Annotated in this window: 12 protein-coding genes; 1 reads left to right on the forward strand and 11 read right to left on the reverse strand. The window is 34.0% G+C overall.

Features of this window, described 5'->3' with window-relative positions; genetic code table 11:
• The coding region (locus AA81_RS09875) for an acyl-CoA dehydratase activase-related protein (protein ID WP_103898920.1) at window positions 1–3,675 on the forward strand (3,675 nt) is incomplete at its 5' end.
• Between the two features lie 41 nt (window positions 3,676–3,716).
• Here AA81_RS09875 and AA81_RS09880 read toward each other — a convergent pair.
• From AA81_RS09880 to aspS, 11 genes are all read right to left on the reverse strand, one after another.
• The gene (locus AA81_RS09880) at window positions 3,717–5,423 is read right to left on the reverse strand and encodes a flagellar basal body-associated FliL family protein (RefSeq protein ID WP_103079300.1); all 1,707 of its coding nucleotides are present in this window, start codon (window positions 5,421–5,423) and stop codon (window positions 3,717–3,719) included.
• A gap of 34 nt (window positions 5,424–5,457) precedes the next feature.
• Complete coding sequence (rsmA, locus tag AA81_RS09885) at window positions 5,458–6,285, reverse strand: 16S rRNA (adenine(1518)-N(6)/adenine(1519)-N(6))-dimethyltransferase RsmA (RefSeq protein WP_103079301.1); 828 nt, start codon at window positions 6,283–6,285, stop codon at window positions 5,458–5,460.
• Between the two features lie 24 nt (window positions 6,286–6,309).
• Window positions 6,310–8,820: a polysaccharide biosynthesis/export family protein gene (locus tag AA81_RS09890; RefSeq protein WP_103079302.1), complete on the reverse strand. Its 2,511-nt coding sequence runs from the start codon at window positions 8,818–8,820 to the stop codon at window positions 6,310–6,312.
• 28 nt (window positions 8,821–8,848) lie between these two features.
• The gene (locus AA81_RS09895; protein ID WP_103079303.1) at window positions 8,849–9,298 is read right to left on the reverse strand and encodes a tetratricopeptide repeat protein; all 450 of its coding nucleotides are present in this window, start codon (window positions 9,296–9,298) and stop codon (window positions 8,849–8,851) included.
• Window positions 9,291–11,099: a hypothetical protein gene (locus AA81_RS09900; RefSeq protein ID WP_103079304.1), complete on the reverse strand. Its 1,809-nt coding sequence runs from the start codon at window positions 11,097–11,099 to the stop codon at window positions 9,291–9,293. Before AA81_RS09900 ends, AA81_RS09895 begins: the two co-directional genes overlap by 8 nt.
• Window positions 11,096–11,704, reverse strand: coding sequence for a glycerol-3-phosphate 1-O-acyltransferase PlsY (gene plsY / locus AA81_RS09905; protein ID WP_103079305.1), 609 nt, complete (start codon window positions 11,702–11,704; stop codon window positions 11,096–11,098). The genes AA81_RS09900 and plsY overlap by 4 nt, the downstream gene beginning before the upstream one ends.
• Before the next feature lie 56 nt (window positions 11,705–11,760).
• A complete protein-coding gene (der, locus tag AA81_RS09910; RefSeq protein ID WP_103079306.1) occupies window positions 11,761–13,143 on the reverse strand; it encodes a ribosome biogenesis GTPase Der in 1,383 nt (460 codons plus the stop codon).
• Window positions 13,144–13,176: 33 nt separating this feature from the next.
• On the reverse strand, window positions 13,177–14,772 hold the full coding sequence (locus AA81_RS09915; RefSeq protein ID WP_245857214.1) for a S1 RNA-binding domain-containing protein: 1,596 nt from the start codon (window positions 14,770–14,772) through the stop codon (window positions 13,177–13,179).
• Window positions 14,772–15,626 carry a 4-hydroxy-3-methylbut-2-enyl diphosphate reductase gene (ispH, locus tag AA81_RS09920; RefSeq protein ID WP_103079308.1) on the reverse strand — a complete coding sequence of 285 codons (855 nt, stop codon included), beginning with the start codon at window positions 15,624–15,626 and terminating at the stop codon, window positions 14,772–14,774. Before ispH ends, AA81_RS09915 begins: the two co-directional genes overlap by 1 nt.
• The gene (cmk, locus tag AA81_RS09925; RefSeq protein ID WP_103079309.1) at window positions 15,616–16,296 is read right to left on the reverse strand and encodes a (d)CMP kinase; all 681 of its coding nucleotides are present in this window, start codon (window positions 16,294–16,296) and stop codon (window positions 15,616–15,618) included. The genes ispH and cmk overlap by 11 nt, the downstream gene beginning before the upstream one ends.
• Window positions 16,280–18,036, reverse strand: a 1,757-nt coding sequence (gene aspS, locus AA81_RS09930; RefSeq protein WP_211292691.1) for an aspartate--tRNA ligase, incomplete at its 5' end; no start/stop codon positions are given. The genes cmk and aspS, both read right to left, overlap by 17 nt.

Genomic DNA, 18,036 nt, shown 5'->3' on the forward strand with positions numbered 1-18,036 from the left:
AAAAGGCCTAAGTACCATACGGGGATTGGAGCAATTGGAATAGCTTTGGAAGCGTTAGAAAAGAAGAACAAATTTGTGATAGATTTTAACAGACTTTCTGAAATTTCTAATTTTACGAAGAGTAAACGTCCCTATGCTAAACCTCTTTATGCCTTCCTTGACAAAGTCCACAACTACGAAGGAAAAATTGAGCAAGTGCAACCTGATGTGGTAAGAGACGTCACCATTGGTGTAGACGGTGGTTCAACTACCACAAAAGCTGCTATTGTAGACGTTGAAACGGGAGCCCTTTTAGACAAGATCTATATCAGCACCCATGGTGATCCAGAAAGAGCTCTTAAAGAAGTATTTAGACATTTAGCCAAAAAATCTGACAATTATAATGTGCTTGGAGTATGTACCACAGGATCAGCCAGAAAATTGTACGAAAGAATCTTGGTAAGTCAAAAGAAAAAAGAAACTTTAGAAGAGGAAGGATACACAGTTTTAGATGGAGCCGTTGATGAAGTCACATGCCATGCCAAGGGAATTAAATTCCACGATGAAAAAATAGACACGATATTTGAAATCGGCGGACAAGATATGAAGTTCACTTCTTTCAAACTTAATGGAGAAGAAGCTACAGATCAGATAAAAGAGGCTAGGATGAATTACTCATGTCAAGCGGGGGCAGGTCAAACATTGGAAAATATGGCCCAGTTGTTGGGCTTAGATGTCAAATCAACACTACAAGAAGCAGCATTAAAAGCAGAAAAAGTGCCAATTATAGATTCTACATGTGGCGTTTTCATGGAAATGGAAGAAAACCGTTTAATTTCCGAGGGCTTTTCGCAAGAAGAGATAGCGGCAGCGATAGTAAGATCCACCGCAGCTAGTTATTTTAATAAGTTTGTTGGAGGTCCACAACATGTCCAAAACAAATGCTCTTGTCAAGGTGGACCGGCCTTGGGCAAAGCTTTCCTGGCGGCAATGGCACAAGTTACAAACAAAGATATATATGCCTATCCCCACAGAGAATTGTTTGGAGCATGGGGAGCTGGTCTTTTCCTAAGAGAAGAGATACTGAAGCTGAAAAAAGAAGGAAAAGAAGTACGCTCAGCTTTCAGAGGATTTGAAGTAGTGGATATGAAATTTGAAAAAGAAGAGGTAATGTGCTCAGATTACTTCGGCAAATTGTCCTGCAAGGTAAGAAACTGCAAATTAAAAATCTTTACTATAGCAGGCGAAAAAGTTATAACCGGTGGTTTTTGCCCAAGAGGTAACAGTGAAGGGGCAGAAAAGGTAAAAGTAGATTATGTTGAAATTTTCCATAGATTGTTTGAAAAACATTTCGAAGGAATAAAATACGAAAAATTGGACGAAATAAATGTCGATAATGAAAAAACGGTAGGTATTCACAGAGCTGGAGTAACCTTAGGAGAAATAGGTATTTGGTCTGCCGCATTGTTGAGTAAAGTTGGATTTTTACCAGTAATCTCTCCAATCTCAGATGAAGAAATCGCTCAAAGAGGTATTAATATTGCTCCTACAGAGTTTTGTATAGCGATGAAACTTGTTATAGGTCACGGCGATCTGATGGCAAAGGATAAAAGGATAAAACACCTGTTTAATCCTTCGGTTATTGAAGAAGTGAGAGATAAAAAACCAATGAGAAAATTCTGTATATATACCGAGGCTGAAGGTTACTTGTTACAAGACATCTTGGGATTGGAAGAAGACAGGGAGATCCTTCCTGTTCTTTACTGGAAAGATAAAGAAAGATCTGCTCAAGCTATATACGACGAATTAAAAAGAATTGGTTACGATATTTCCAAAGAAGAGATAATGGAAGCTATGGATTATGCGGATCAAAAGTTAGAATCGTTCAAAAGCGATTTACATAAACAAGGGGAAAGATTCTTAAATAAATTAGAAAAAAATGAAGAGATAGGGTATGTAGGATTGGGGAGAGATTATGTTGTACTAGACCCTCAGGCTTCTTCACAATCAGGTTCTATGTTCACCAAGCAAAGAGGTATGAATTATATTCCACAAACTTTTTTGGAACAGTATTACAAGGATATTCCCATAGATGATCTTTCTTTCAACGAATACTGGTATCAAAATGCTCATATTCTCCAAGCTTCTATATTTGTGGCACAACATCCAAAACTATTTCCAATAAGACAGATGAATTTTGCTTGCGGACCAGATTCGGTGAAATTTTATCATGAAGATGAGATATTCAAAAGAGCAGACAAACCGTTTTTGCATTTAGTAACAGATGCTCAAACTAACAACGCCCCCTTTGTTACAAGGGCTGAGGCCCACGATCGAGTGGTGAAAAAGAGCAAGCCAAAAACAGATTTAGAGTTTAAAGATTTTGTCTTATTCCCAGATGGTCATAAGGACAAATTAAAATTAGGACAAAGGCAGTGGCTCATTCCTTACATGGGTGAGGCTAGTAACCTGGGAAAAGCTATGCTAAAACATTACGGAATAGAAGCGAAGGTCTTACCCACAGCCACAGTTCAAGCTAAAGAAGCGGCCGATAAGTTCATCACTACGGAAGTTTGTTTCCCCTTAAGAGGTGTTGTTGGTGATGCGATGGCAACCTTGGAAGAAATAGCCAAAGATAAAGGAAAAGATTGGATAAATGACAATACTGTTATTTTCTTACCGACCACTTCTGGCCCATGCCGTTTTGGTAAATATGGAGAAGTGCTGAAGATTTTTTTACATAAAGAGGGACTTGACAACATCCCTATAATCAGCCCTTCTGTTGATACGGGTTACCTACAGATAGAGGCACCAGAACAGTTTAAAACCCTTTACCAAAAAGCCGATGCATTAATAAACGTATTCAGAGCAATAAAAATGGCGGATATGACAGATGATTTAATCAGAAGGTTCAGACCATACGCAGATGATTTTTCTCATTTCGACGAAACTACCCAAAAACTCTGGGAAAATTTACAACAATTACTCATAGAAAAAGGTGGATCTATAAAATATCTAAAAAGATGGGTGAAAGATGCTATAGATACTTTCACAAAGTTATCTCCAAGTGCAAAAGAGCATTCACTTCCTTTAGTATTGTACATTGGGGAGATATATTCAAGACAACATGATCCTTACACAGATTATGTAATGCAAAGGATAGAAGAAGAAAGGTTAGGAATAATCAGGGGAACTATAGCTGAATGGTTAGAATATGTAATTTACATTAACGAAAGAAGAAACCCCAACTTACTTTTCCGATTTGTGGATAATTATATGGGTTTCACCGATTGGCGTTTCAAAAAAATTTTTGGGGCGTATTCTAAAGACCACACTGTTTTACCTAAACCTCAAAAAATCATCGATGATATGCAAAATAGTAGAAAGTACCACGGCGATATTGTAGGAGAATCACCATTAGTAATTGGAATATTTCTAAAATTTTTAAATGGTGAATTAACAAACGGCAGGCAACGGGTCTCTGGGATATTCCATGTCGGTCCTTTTACTTGTATGCAAGAAGGAGTGGCGATGGCAAAAATGGATGCCATCACCAAAGAAATATCAAAACGAGATCCTTCATTAGTTGTTCCCATGATTCATGCATTTTTTGGAGATTCTGCCAATACGAATCTCGAAGCTGAAATTGCAGCATTCAGAGAACAGTGCTATCTCAAACAAAAATTGACAAAATAAGGATCTACTCTCCCTTTAGCAAAGAGAACCTAAAGTGAAAATTATTCAACTCTAGAAACATCTAAAGTTACTTCTTTTATACCGTTGGTAGTGTTTGTTTTGAACAATTCATTTAAAGCCGAAAGCAATTTGTTCTCAATTTCGGCAATTTTCTCACTGTTTCTAAAATCTTCAGGCTTATAAGTTGAGAATATGAGTCTAAGAGTGTCAAAAACCTGCGAAAAGGAATTTTCCACGGTTTCTTTCATATCTGCGTTGGCAACTAATAAGGAATATTCCGCAACAAAAACACGGTTGTTAAGGTTGATTCTAACTGGGTATTCTCCTTTTATAATTTCAACTTTTAAGTCTTGCTGAGTTTGAATATACCTGATTTCAGGTTCTAGGGCACCATAGAATTTGATGTCAGTGTATCCCAGAAATTCAGGATCACGTGGATTATCTTTAATGGAGTATACACTAACCTGTCCATTTTCAAATCTAGCGTATAAATAGCCATTGGCGATTTTAATACCGTTAATACCTTCTAAATTCAAGTTTTCTAGTAGCCTGGGAGTGTTAGGATCGCTCATTTCTGCGATGCTTAATCCATCCATATATCTCAGTATATAAAGATAATTGTCGTGATTAATTACATCTGTAACGTTTCCAGGCGTGTCTATTGTGGCAATTTCTTGGGGATTATTTGGATCTGTAACTTCATATATAGTTACTCCCATTTCGCCACTTGGGGAGTAAAGATAAACTTTTTCCTCAGGTATTACTTTTGTGGAAAAGCGTATTTGAGAGGTAGATTCTCCGCCTTTTTGATCCTTTGCTACAATTCTTAAGGTGTAATTTTTTCCCATTTCCAAGGAATTAAATTGATAAAAATAGGTATTGATATTTTCTGCTATGAGTTGCTCCTGTTCAGAATCAGCGGTTAAATACAAGTCAAAAACCAAGGAATCTCCATCGGGATCTTCCGCTTGCCACACAAAGTACACATTCGGCTCGCTTAATTGTTGATTTGCAGATGGAGATAAGATTATAGGGCTATTTGGAGAACTATTTTTTTGAAAAGAATAGTTTTCAGAAAAATCATAAACCATGTTGTTTTTAACAACAGCAAATTTGAGATCCAATCCTTCTGAAGGCACTGAACTTAAAATAATGGTATTCTGGGTGGACGTTCTAAAAGGTTCGTAAATTCCATCACTGTTTCTTCTATAAATTAAATATTGGTCATAATCTTGTGGGAGCGTTATGTACAAATCGTTATTATCCCATCTGTAATCTATTTGATATTTTAAAGGTGATTTTTCAAGTTTTATGTCGTTTATTGTTTTATCTTCATTCACAAACAATTCTGGGTTGTTATAATAGTAGTACGCGAGTCCAGAATCATTGACTGCCATGATATTTAGCTGATAAGTTCCTTCTTCTATCGACGTTAATTCTATACTTTCTCCAACGGGGAAAGATGCTTCGTAAGTATTGGCTCCAATCAATTCAACTTTTATTTCATTGTAAGGCTCTTGCAGATCTTCTGATTTTACTATTTCGTAGTTGATCGTTACATTGTACTTTCCACCAAAAAACAACAGGGAAAATATAATCACGATACCTAATACAATTATTGCAATAATAGTTGTTATTATAATTAACCTTTCTCTGTTTTGCGGTGGCTTCTTTTCTTCTTGGTTGACTAAACTCTCGTATTCTAATTTATTTTCATTCTTATTTTCTGACTTGTTCTCTTCAGCCATTTCTATCCCTCCAAAGATAAATTTACTATTGCCTTTAGAAACCTTCTTTAACGCCCCTTCGCCCCAACAATTTTTTGTACAACTCTATATATGTTTCTAAGAGAATATCTTCCGGTCTAGATGACGGATCAATCTGTACCTCAGTTAGATATTTTTCCGTATCCGGTATTATGTCCTTTAGATTGTTTTTTATTGTTTTCCTTCTTTTAGAAAAACATATATGAACAAATTTCATGAAATCTTTTGGATCTATTTCTTCTACATACTTATACACAGGATTGAACTTTAATATTACTGAATCAACTTTTGGAATTGGTATGAAATTATTTCTAGATACATCCATGATTTTTTCAACGGTACAATAAGTTTGAACGAATATACTTAAAGGGCTGTAGCTTTTTTTTGATTTCGCCATCAACCGTTGTCCAAACTCTTTTTGAAACATAAAAATTGCGTATTCAAATTTTGGTGATTCTTCAAATATCTTTTCTAATATTTTTGAAGAGATATAATATGGTATGTTTGCAATATATTTCAGTTTTGAAATATCTTTGAATTTAGAAAGGTCTACGTTTAGAAAATCCTCAAAATGTATTTCAACATTTTGTGAACCTTCAAACCTTTCTTCTAACAATGGTTTTAGCCCTTCATCAATTTCAAAAGTTATTACTTTTTTGACTTTCTTTGCTATCTCTTCTGTGAGAATTCCGTTGCCGGTTCCAATTTCTATTATTACGTCATTTTCATCGATTTCACTTTTTTGGACTATTTCACGAGACACACTTGAGTTAGACAAAAAATTTTGACCCAACCCTTTTTTTAATCTGATATCGTACTTCTTAAGCCATTCAGAAGTTTTCAAACAAATTTCACCCTTCTTGTTTTATTAAAAAAGACCAGAAACATTTTTGTATGTATCGAAGCCCGCGTTAATAAAACTCATGAATGTTTGTACTGTACTCATAACTTCCACGATGTTGGTAAGTGTGTTTTTTGGAATGTAGATAATGTCTTTTGGTTTTACTTCTGGGTTCATCCCAGTTTTTACAGGCGATGCGTTTATGATACCAGATAAATCTAAAGTTACAGGTGGATTTTCTGGACCGTCTTTGAATAAGTATACCGTTGTTAATTGAGCTGATTGAGAGGCGTTTCCGGCTTTGAGTATAGCGTCTAGTACTGTCATTCCTGCATTGTATTGGATAATACCGGGTTTTGCCACTTCTCCAAAGACGTAAACGACTTGCTCTTCTGCCGGTGGTACGTAGACTATAGATCCAGGGTTAACAAGTACATTTCTTAGTGAATCTACGTCTTTTATATCGACTTTTATTTCTTCATTGTTTTTTGTGTAGATGAAAATGCTCTCTTGGTTTTTCCAATCAATAGCGGAGCTAGAAAGGATCTCAACCAAGCTCATAGGGACATCCGTTCTTAGACTTTTTGGAGAGATATTTCCCAAAACGGCTATATATGAACCACTCACTTCCGGTTGAACAACGACGTATGAGCCTTTAGGGATTTCCATCATTAAATTATTTAACAATTCTTCAGAATTTATCGTTTTTATCTTTTCATTGTTTTGGTAGATTGTGATTGTTCCAGTGTCTACGGGAGAGAATCCTTTTACCGATGAGAAGACATCTATTAATCTTGCATTTTTTTGTTGGATAACTTGTGTTTCGCCTGCTTTGTAGACGATAACTTGGTCTGGAGCAATTTTTGAAATCTCTACAAAGACTTTACCTTCGAGTGGAATATTTTTTAAACTGTCAGATTCATTCGCTGTTAAAGTCCCATTTTTTTCACCAATTTGATATCTAACTCGGTAGGAATCATCTAAGTTTAATGGGAGCAATAATTCATACAAACTTTCTCCTTGATTGTAGGCCTTAACATCCGAGTATTCTCCAAATATGTAGGCCATTCTTAATTCTGTGTCGGCAATTATTGTTGAGCCAGAACTTACTAAGACATCTTTCAACACCGTTAAGTTATTTGGGTCGACGGTTAAACTTTTTGTACTTCCAGAATTATCCACTATGACCAAGTTTCCTGAAAAATTATTACTGAAACCACCAGCTAATCCGACTATCTTATCCATACTTATTTTTTCGTTGGGTAAAAATTCAACTTTTCCAGCTCGATTGAATGCGCCACTTAGATAAACATAGTTTCTCTTAAGTGTAATTTGAACAAAATCACCTTTTTTTAGATTGGTATTTGAATCGACTGATTGGTTGTTTACCAGAATTTCTTCCACATTTTCTTCACTTATACCAACTTTAGTTAAGAGTGTTCTGATGTTTGCTCTTTCTTGTTTTTCAAAGTCGACTCTTCGTGAAATTTCTTGTGAACTTACGTATACATAATTTTCAAATTTATTTATTATTACGGTATCTCCAGGTTGTAAGAGAAAATCATCTCCTTGAGTAATTTTTTGTAAAGACACTTTGTACGTTTGTCCCCCTCTTACAACAGTTATTTCATCATTTACTTGGTTTAAAGGTAAGTTTATATCAGAACCAGAGGAAATCATAGTTATTACAGATTTTATTCCCATGCCTTCAAAATAATCTAAAGAAGCTGATCCGAAATCAGAAAAAACAAGAACATTATTCGTATAGTTGTAAGGAATTATTACTGTGTCACCTGGTTGTAAGGAATAATCTTCTTTTTTTACTATTTCATCAAATGGGACTTCTTGAATTTCTGCTTCTCGAACAATCATTATTTTAGTAGGCATCTTATTAGTAGGAATATTCATGGAAGAGATGACAGTTTTCAATGTCAAACCTTCATAGTAATCTAACGATGAGGTACCGAAGTCTGAAAAAACAGTGACCTTATTTGTATAATCGTAAGGGAAGAGGACAAAGTAATTTTCATATATATAAGGATCTTCACCAGCTTCTCCATTTTTGATCCATTCAATATTAACTTTTTGTTCTTTTCCATCGGGAGATTTGATCAACGTGTAAGAGGATTTAGTGATATCTTTTATCCCACCAGCTAAGCCGATTAGATCCGAAAGTTTAATCTTTTCGTTTTTTATGTCAATAACCCCATTTATATTAGTGTTTCCTAACACCGTTACTGAAAACGGAGCGTACTGAGTGATTCCAACCGTAACTTTATTAGTTTTTATATAACTCTCCATTTTATTCGATATTTCGTTTTCGATTTCTTCTAAAGTTCTACCTTCCGCTTTTATTCTGCCAATAGGAGGTACCGTGATGTCTCCATCCGGTCCAACAACTGCATCGGTTATTGAATATTCAGGATATCCCAGAACCCAAATTCCTAAGGTGTCACCCATCCTTACGTTATATGAAAAAGTAATAATTGGTAAAACCAAAAGAAATAAAAGAACGACAATAAAATGACCTTTTTTCATTTTTTATCCTCCCCACTAAAATTTTTTGTTATATCATTTTTTCTATTAGTTCCAATTCTTGGGAATCGTAACCTGCCATTTTTAGATGGTTTACTATTTTTTTTGCTTCTTCATTGTTTCCACTTTTCAAAGCGGCTTTTGATTTTATGATCAAAAAATTAATCTTATTTTGTCCATTCTTAGGTTCTTTTAAAGATAATATATGTTCATACTTTTCTATTTCGTATAATGAATGGGCAAGGTAAAGTTTTGTTTCGTCTAACTCTATCCCTTTTTCTAAGGCAGTTTCTAAAAATATACTAGCTTCTTCGTAATCCTCACTTAGCATATAACAGACACCAATGTTATGATAGAACATTGGATCTTCGGGAAGTAAAGATATCGCCTTTTTGTAATATGAAACCGCATTTAAGTAATTCCCTTTTTCTAACATAGTGTTCGCTTTTTGGTTGTAATAATAAGCCATTTCTTTACTCACTTATATCGCCTTCAGTGTAGTAAAAAAGAGTGTCAACTAAAATTTTTTCTTCTAATAAGAGAGAGACACTGGCTGGATTTATTCCGCTTATTATTGGAGGAAATAAGTTGTATTCTAAATAATCAATAGGTTTATAAGAAACTTTCAAATAATCTTTCAGATATTCTTCTTGGTTTTGATCTATAATACCTCCTCCGCTCATAAAGGCAAGGTTTTCTAAGTTTGTGTTCACTTCTTTTCCATTGGACAGGTGAAATAAAGAACTACTTGAAAGGATAAAAGGTATTGTCTTTTCAGGGGTTAGTTCCATGTTGATTTCACCGTGAGTTAATATCTTCGAATCGGTGTTAATTTGTGGCACATGAACTTGGAAGAGGTCGTTAATTTCATATTCATAAGTATCTGATATCGAATAAGTACGGTGATAATCAAAGGGGACTCTTCCTCCTGAATCCATTACGTATATATTTTTGGTTAAAAAATCCATTTTTTCGCCTGAGATATCGTTAATATTAATTTTTAGAGTCACCGTTCTGTTGTTTTTGCTATACTTCAAACCATATAAATTTAAAATATATAGGTTACTTTCAGTATGTGAATCTATTCTTTCCAAGTAAACCTTGTTACTTTCCAAATCTGAAAGGATAAGCACACCATTTTCAATTTTAATTTTTCCCCTGAATTGACTAATATTTTCATTGTTCAAATCATCATCGATTGGTTTAAGATCTCCATCTTCTTTTAAAATTTCTATGCCATCTTCAACAGAAGAAATTAAAATTTTATTCCATGGAAGAACGTCAAGAGAAACATAAGTTTTATTTGGTAATTTGATGGTGTTCACCACTTCATTTTTTAATATATTGAAATTAAAAACTGATGAACTTGCGTAATCAATAAGGTATAAATTACTGTGCCATAAGGCTCCGTCGAGAAATAATATTGAATGATCAAATTTTTTTCGTTGAAGTATTTCACCGTTGTAACCTACGATTTTTATTTCATTGTTGTATGGATCGTATCCGACTAATCTTCCAGCGTTATCGATATCGTAAATTATAAATGGGAAATCTTCCGTCAAAACTTCCATGTGGTTTTCAGTTTCACTTGTTAATACCGTACTTTCCACCGTTGATTCTATTTTGATTTCCTTTCTAACTATTGGAGAATAACTTTCAAAGTAGTAAATTCCTTGATCGGTACCTAGGTAAACTCTATTCAGATTTTCGTCAGCGTTTATAGAATAATAATTTTTATCTTCGGCTAATCTTATCCATTCTTCTTCATAGTTACTTGTTTTAAATATCAAGTGATTTTGAGAATCTAACACGTACAAATTTGAATTGATGATCTCGCAATCTACAGGATTATAAAATCTTTCAAAAGAATCCTTTACCCCTGCTGTTTGGCTGATTTGGAGAAGTACAGGTGTAGCATAGTTGGAAAGTGAAAAATTTTTGATGCTGTCTGTAAAGCTCAACAAAGTATTAGCTTCCTCATTTACGGTAGAGAATAATAAAGAATTTTCCAAGTCTTGAATAGCTTTGTCTATCATTCCCAACTGTAAATCCAATTTTGCTGCATAGTACCAGAGTTTAGGTATATCTGTTATGTATATTTCTCCGCTCATTGCTTGATTCAATTGAATACGTGCCTCGTATTTTTCTCCTTCAAATAACAACTGAAGACTTTCTGAAAATAGTTCTCTAGATTTTAACTCACTTTCCGATAATTCTTGAGAAAATATCCAAACGTTCGTCAGCAAAAGATAGATAAAAAGGGGGATAAGTGCTTTTTTCATTTAATCTTTTCTTCCTTTTTAAGGATTTTTATAATGTCTGCTTTATTTTCAGAATTCGATAGTATCCTTTTGATATTCGATCTATGCCTATACAAGCTCAGAAAAAATAAAAGTGTGTAGGTAATACCCATTTTTAAATTCCAAAAAAAACTTAAGATAGCGGTTATAAGCAAACCTAAAAGGGATGATACAGAAACATATTTAGTCGATAATACGACAAATATCCAAACTAACAGAAATATTACACCTAATATTGGGCTCAATGCGAAATAACCACCTAATGTAGAAGCCACTCCTTTTCCACCTTTGAATTTTAAAAAAATTGGATAGTCATGACCTAAAACAAGGGCAATTAAAGATAAATAAGGAACCCACGAATCAACGCCAAAAATAAGTCTTATTATTAAAATGGGAATGAATGCTTTCAAAAAATCAAGAGTTATTGAAAGGAGTCCCCATTTTGGCCCCAAAGTCCTTAAAACATTGGTTCCTCCAACGTTTCCACTTCCAGTTTTTCTAATGTCTATCCCTTTTCTCCATGGAATCAAGAAGCTGAAAGGAATCGATCCACATAGATAACTGATGATCAAAGCAGCAATGGACATATAATTTCCTCCCTGAAATTAGGATATGTAAGGTATTAAAAATTTAAAAACAAATTTCAGAGTGTTTTTTGTTTAGTGTTGGTTGTTTTTTGGCTTTTTCTTGCTTCAAATTTTAAAAATATAGGTGAACCAGTAAATGGATCAATATAATTTCTTATCATGTTTCTCAAACCTTGTTGATAATATTTTGGTATATCGTATGGTAAATTTGAATAGAATACGAAAACAGGAGGTCTAATTCCTACCTGTGTAGCATAGTAAAATTTGATTCTTTTCCCTTTTTTAATTGGTGGTGGAGTAACAAGTGTGTATTTTTCTAAGGCTGCATTCAACGCACTTGTAGGGATTTTTTTGTTTCTTGATGTTTCGACATCCTCTATGGCAGTTATTAATTCTTGAATCCCCCATCTTTTAGGTGCAGATGTGAATACTAATGGACTGTAATTTACAAAGTAAAGTTCTTTTTCAAAATATTTAAAAAATTCTTCTTTTCTTTTGTGGTTGTGTCTAACTAGATCCCACTTGTTAAACGCTATAATCGTTCCCTTTCCTCTTTTTTCAGCAATACCTATAATGCTTTTATCTTGATGGGTTATGCCTTCTGTTGAATCAACCACTAAAATTACTACATCTGACTTTTCAACAGCTTTGATCGTTCTTGATATTGAAAACATTTCGATACTTCCATAATGAACTGTGCTTTTTTTCCTCATTCCAGCTGTATCTATGAATCTAAAAGTCTTATCGCCAATCTTAACTAGATGATCAATGGCGTCTCGGGTAGTTCCAGGTATTTCTGAAACGATGGCTCTTTCTGAACCAAGTATGCTGTTAAAAAGAGAAGATTTTCCAACGTTGGGTCGCCCAACGATAGAAACATTTATTTCTTTATTACCACTTTCATTATCAACAGATTCTACCGAATCTAAACCAAAAGTTTTTAAAGTGTTTGCGATAGTATCCATTAAAGTAAAAATGTTTCTGTTGTGTTCGGCGGAAACAGGGATTCCTTCCCCAAAGCCTAGAGAGTATATTTCTGGCTTTACCTCCAGCTCGTATTTTTCGAAATTCTCTGCCTTGTTAACAACTAATATAACCTTTGAATTGGACTTTCTTAAGTAGTCTGCAATATGATAGTCTTCTGAGGTAAGTCCAATCTTTCCATCGATTACAAATATTACCAAAGATACGTCTTTTAAACTTTCAAAAATTATTTTTTTCTGTCTTTCTTCTATATTATCTTCCGGTTGTTCGAATATACCACACGTATCAACCATTGTAAAAGATACATCGTCCCATTGGATTGTGGCGAATATATTATCCCTCGTTACACCGGGCATATCGTGAACTATTGATTTTCTTTCACCTATCATTCTGTTGAATAATGTTGATTTTCCCACATTTGGTTTTCCAATTATGAGAATCGTCGGGTTTTGCATGTTATTCCACCTCTTGTTTTTCATTGAAGCTATTTACTCTTCGTTCATTTCATTCATTATTTTTAGCGCTTCTTCTTTTTCTCTTTCTTCTTCTAGATGTGTTACACTTATAATCATATTTCCTCTTTTAAATTCATTTTCAAGACCGATCTCTAAGACTTTTGCTTCTATTTGATCTCCAATCCTATATGTTTCCTCGAGACTTTTTGAATTTGTAGAAGCCTTGCTTGCAGGTAGATAAGCCTCTACTTCGTAATCATCGATGAGTACTATTGCCCCTTTATTTAAAAAACGGATTATTTTTCCTTTAACAGTATCACCAGGTTTTATCTCCTGTGAAGCCTTTTTCCAAGGATTTTCTTTTGTTTCTCTAACTGATAGTCTCATCTTTCTGTTATTCTTGTCTATTTTTATTATTTTTACTTTGATCTTTTGTTTTTCCTGAAGAACCGTAGAAATATCGTCTACAAAATCCCATGAAAGTTCTGAAACGTGTAAAAATCCAGTGATCCCTTCATCTATTTTTATAATTGCTCCGTTATCTAGAACCTTTTCGACGGTTCCTGTAACAATGTTTCCCTCATTGTACGTTTTTTCTAGGGTTTCCCATGGATCTCCTAAAACTTGCTTATAACTTAGATTAATCTTTTTATTCTCTTTGTCTACATTCAATATTTTAACTTGAACATCGTCTCCAACTTTTACTACATCGCTTATCCTACCCTTCCTACCCCAAAATACTTCCGTTTCATGAACCAAACCTTCTAAACCTTCGTCAATCTTAACGGTAAAACCAAAAGGTAATATGTTGGTCACAGAACCTTGAACAATGCTTCCTACAGGATACTTTTCGTCCACTGTTTTCCAGGGATCTTCTTTCATGCGTTTAAGTGATAGTGAAATTCTTTTTTTCTCCCTGTCCAATTTTATTATCAGTGCTTTAACTTTTTGACCCACTTTTAGATAATCTTTTATTGAGATCTTTTCGTCCCAGCTAACCTCACTTGCTGGTATGAGGCCGTTCAGATGATCGGTCAATTTTACAAAGGCACCAAAATTTTTTATATCCTCTACAACACCATCGATTACCATTCCTTCTTCATATTCATTGAAAGTTTGGCTAATTTTTTCTTCAACATAATCTCTTCTTGATACGACTATGTTTTTTCCATTTTTAGAAATAACTTTGGCCATTTTTTCTCCTTCAGGTAAATCATCTTTGGGTCTTAATAAAGATAGTGAACCGGGAAGAAATGCGTTGACAATACCTTCGATCAGTACGCTGTAGCCTTTTTTTAGCTTGTTTTTAAAAATAATCGGATAATTCTCTCCTTCTTTTATCTTGTTCAAAGTTTCGTTCCAAACAGCCCTTTTTTCAGAGGCAAAGTTTAATCCTTCAGCATCATTTGTTTTAGTTATTTCTACTACTATCTTTTGACCTTCTTGATATTCTTGAAGTGGTTTTATGAGTTCTCCTTGACTTACAAATACATCTCCTGTTGCACCTTCTAAAGCAACCCATATACCATCGCTATTTATTTCAAATACCTTTCCTTCAATTATTTTTCCTTTTTTTACTTCGTTTATCTCTTGTTCGTTCAAAAGTTTTTCAAAAGTTTTTTCCTCCATTATGAAAGATCCTCCTTCTTTTGGCTTAGATACTCCAACACTTTGTTTAACTGGGATGTTGGTGTGGATGAACCAGTAACTATTCCTATTTTGTCTTGTGAAGAGATAACTATTTCCTTAAGTTCTTCAAGAGATTCGATATGGTATGTCCTTTTACAATATTTCTTTGAAATACGATACAATTTTTGAGTATTGGAACTGTTTTTTCCGCCTATAACTAACATTAACGTGCTTTTTTGAGAAAGTTCTAGTGTTTCCTTTTCCCTTAAGACAGTTTCAGAACAAATAGTATCTCTTATCAACACCTCCGTAAAAGAATTAATAGTAAGTATACTGACTATAAAATTTTTGTATTCTTCTTCGCCCATGGTTGTTTGTGACACTATCAATATCTTCCTTTGAGATATTTTCACTGGAGAAAGTGTTATTAACAATTTATTCTCATCTACATTTCCTTTAAGCCCAAGTATCTCTGGATGATCAGGTTTTCCATACACGACAACAAAGAATCCTTCTTTTTGTTTGTTCCCTACGTATTTTACTAAATTTGTAACTATTGGGCAAGTCATGTCAATAACTTTAGAGAATCGTTCTTCTAAAAGTTCTTTCTCAGCCTTTGAAATACCATGGGCTCTTATAATTACCGTTTCGTTTATGGAATCTTCGGGTATATCATCTAATCCTTTTATAGTTATTGCACCTGCTCTATTTAATTCTTCTATTACCTTTTTATTGTGTACCAACTCACCGTAAATATAAATTTTATTTTTGTCAACAATGGAGTTTTTAACTTCATTGTACGCTTGTTGAACACCTGAGCAAAAACCGGTTCTTTTCGCTACATTAATCTCCATAAATACCACTCTCTTCGACAATTTTTAGTATTTTTTGCAAGACTTCTTCTATGGACAGATTAGTAGTATCTATAATTATCGCATCTCGCGCCGGTTTTAGTGGAGCTATTGAACGGTTTGAATCATTGTAATCCCTACTTTTTATTTCTTCCAGTATATCGTTGAAAGAAATATTTGCTTCTTCCCCTTTTTCCTCATTCCATCTTCTTTTAGCTCTTTCTTCTAAAGAAGCGGTTAGATAGATTTTAATATCGCTATCGGGGAGAACTACAGTTCCTATATCTCTTCCATCAACCACTATACTGACTTTTTCGGCAATTTGTTTTATTATCTCATTAACTTTTTTTCTGACAATATTATTCTGGGAATAAAGGGAAGCTAAATCACCGATTTTTGAATCTTTAATGGTGGTGGTCACATCTACTCCGTCTAAAAAGTAACGGTTGTTTTTTATTTCAATGTTAAGTTTTTCTAAAATATTTTCTATATTTTTTGAATCTTTTGGGTCCATCTTTTGTTCATTTAGGTAATAACCAATAATTCTGTATAAAGCTCCACTATTTAGATAATTTATCTTTAGTATATTAGCTAATTTTTCTGCGATCGTAGATTTTCCTGATCCTGCCGGGCCATCTATAGCAATTTTTATTTTTTTAGCTTTTTGAGTCATTTTGCTTCTCACTCTCGTTTATTTTTTTCAAAGCGAGGTGTAATTCTTCCAATTGTTTTTCGCTGACTTCTGATGGAGCATTGGTCATGGGATCGGTCCCAGAAGCTGTTTTTGGGAATGCAATAACCTCTTTTATGGATTCTTCTCCTACCAGTATGCTCACCAATCTATCCATTCCAATTGCTATACCTCCGTGAGGAGGAGCACCATATTTAAAAGCTTCTAATAAGAAGCCAAATTTCTCTTGTGCCTCTTCTTTACTCAAGCCTAAAACATCAAACACCTTTTCTTGTACATCTTTTTTGTGTATCCTAATGCTACCACTTGCGATTTCATAACCATTTATTACAAGATCATAAGATTGAGATTTGATTTTTAAAGGGTCTTTATTCTCGTATTTAGCTAAATCATCTAAATTGGGCATAGTAAAGGGGTGATGCTCTGCTACGATTCTTTGCTCTTCCTCATTCCAAGAAAACATTGGAAAATCAGTAACCCAAATTATACTGAACCCAGATTTTTTTTCGAACTCTTCTTTGATCATTTTTATCCTCAATTGTCCTAAAATCTGGTCTATTTTATCTGTTTCTTCTAAAATAGCGAATAAAACGTCACCTTCTTTCATTATACCACGTTCTACTAAGATATTAATCTCTTTAGCTGCAGCTTTTTTTATATTTGATCTTATTTCCTTGTCAAAAGCGATCCATATCAAACCAGAGCTTCCTTGTTCTTTTGCGAACTCTGTGAGGTTATCAAATTTTTTTCTGGAAAAATTGTCAGCCCTATCAGGGACAACAAAACCTTTTAATATAAGACCTTTATCTATCCCATTTTTTATAAAATTAGTTTCTGTATTTTGAAAATATGCTGTTAGGTCGATAAATTCCATACCATACCGTATATCAGGTTTATCTGAACCATATTTTTGTATCACTTCATCATAGGTGTATTTTGGAAAGGGGGTCTCTAATCCTTTGTAATTTATAGACTTTTTGAATATTTCTTTAATTAATTTTTCAGTTAATGCAAATATATCCTCTTTTTCAACAAAAGATTGCTCTATATCAATCTGTGTGAATTCGGGTTGTCTATCAGCTCTAAAATCTTCATCTCTAAAACAGCGAGCTATTTGAAAATATTTATCAAAACCTGATACCATCAGTAGTTGTTTGAAAAGTTGTGGAGATTGAGGCAAGGCGTAAAAATTGCCTGGTCTTAATCTAGAAGGAACCAAAAAATCTCTTGCACCTTCTGGTGTTGATTTTGTTAAGTAAGGGGTATCAATTTCCAAGAAACCTTCAGCGCTTAGCGTATCTCTTGTGCTTTTCATAACCTTGTGTCTAACTATTATGTTCTTTTGCATTCGTTCTTTTCTCAAGTCCAAATATCTATATTTTAACCTCAAATTTTCTGAAATATCCTCTTCTATGTTGACGTATATTGGCGGTGTTTCAGATTCAGAAAGTATTTCTAAATTTGTTGCAAGTATTTCAATATCCCCAGTAAACATATTTAGGTTTCTATCTTTTTCAGGACGTGGTCTAACTTTTCCTTGAATAGAAACAACGTATTCATTTTTTAATTTTAAGGCTTTTTGATAAAGCGTATTGTTATCGCTTGAATCAAAAACCGCCTGAGTTTTACCGTATCTATCTCTTATCAAAACAAAGATTATTCCTCCTAAATCACGAATCCTATCTATCCAGCCGTTTAAAACAACGATCTTATCTATATCGT

The organism is Petrotoga halophila DSM 16923 (genome assembly GCF_002924615.1).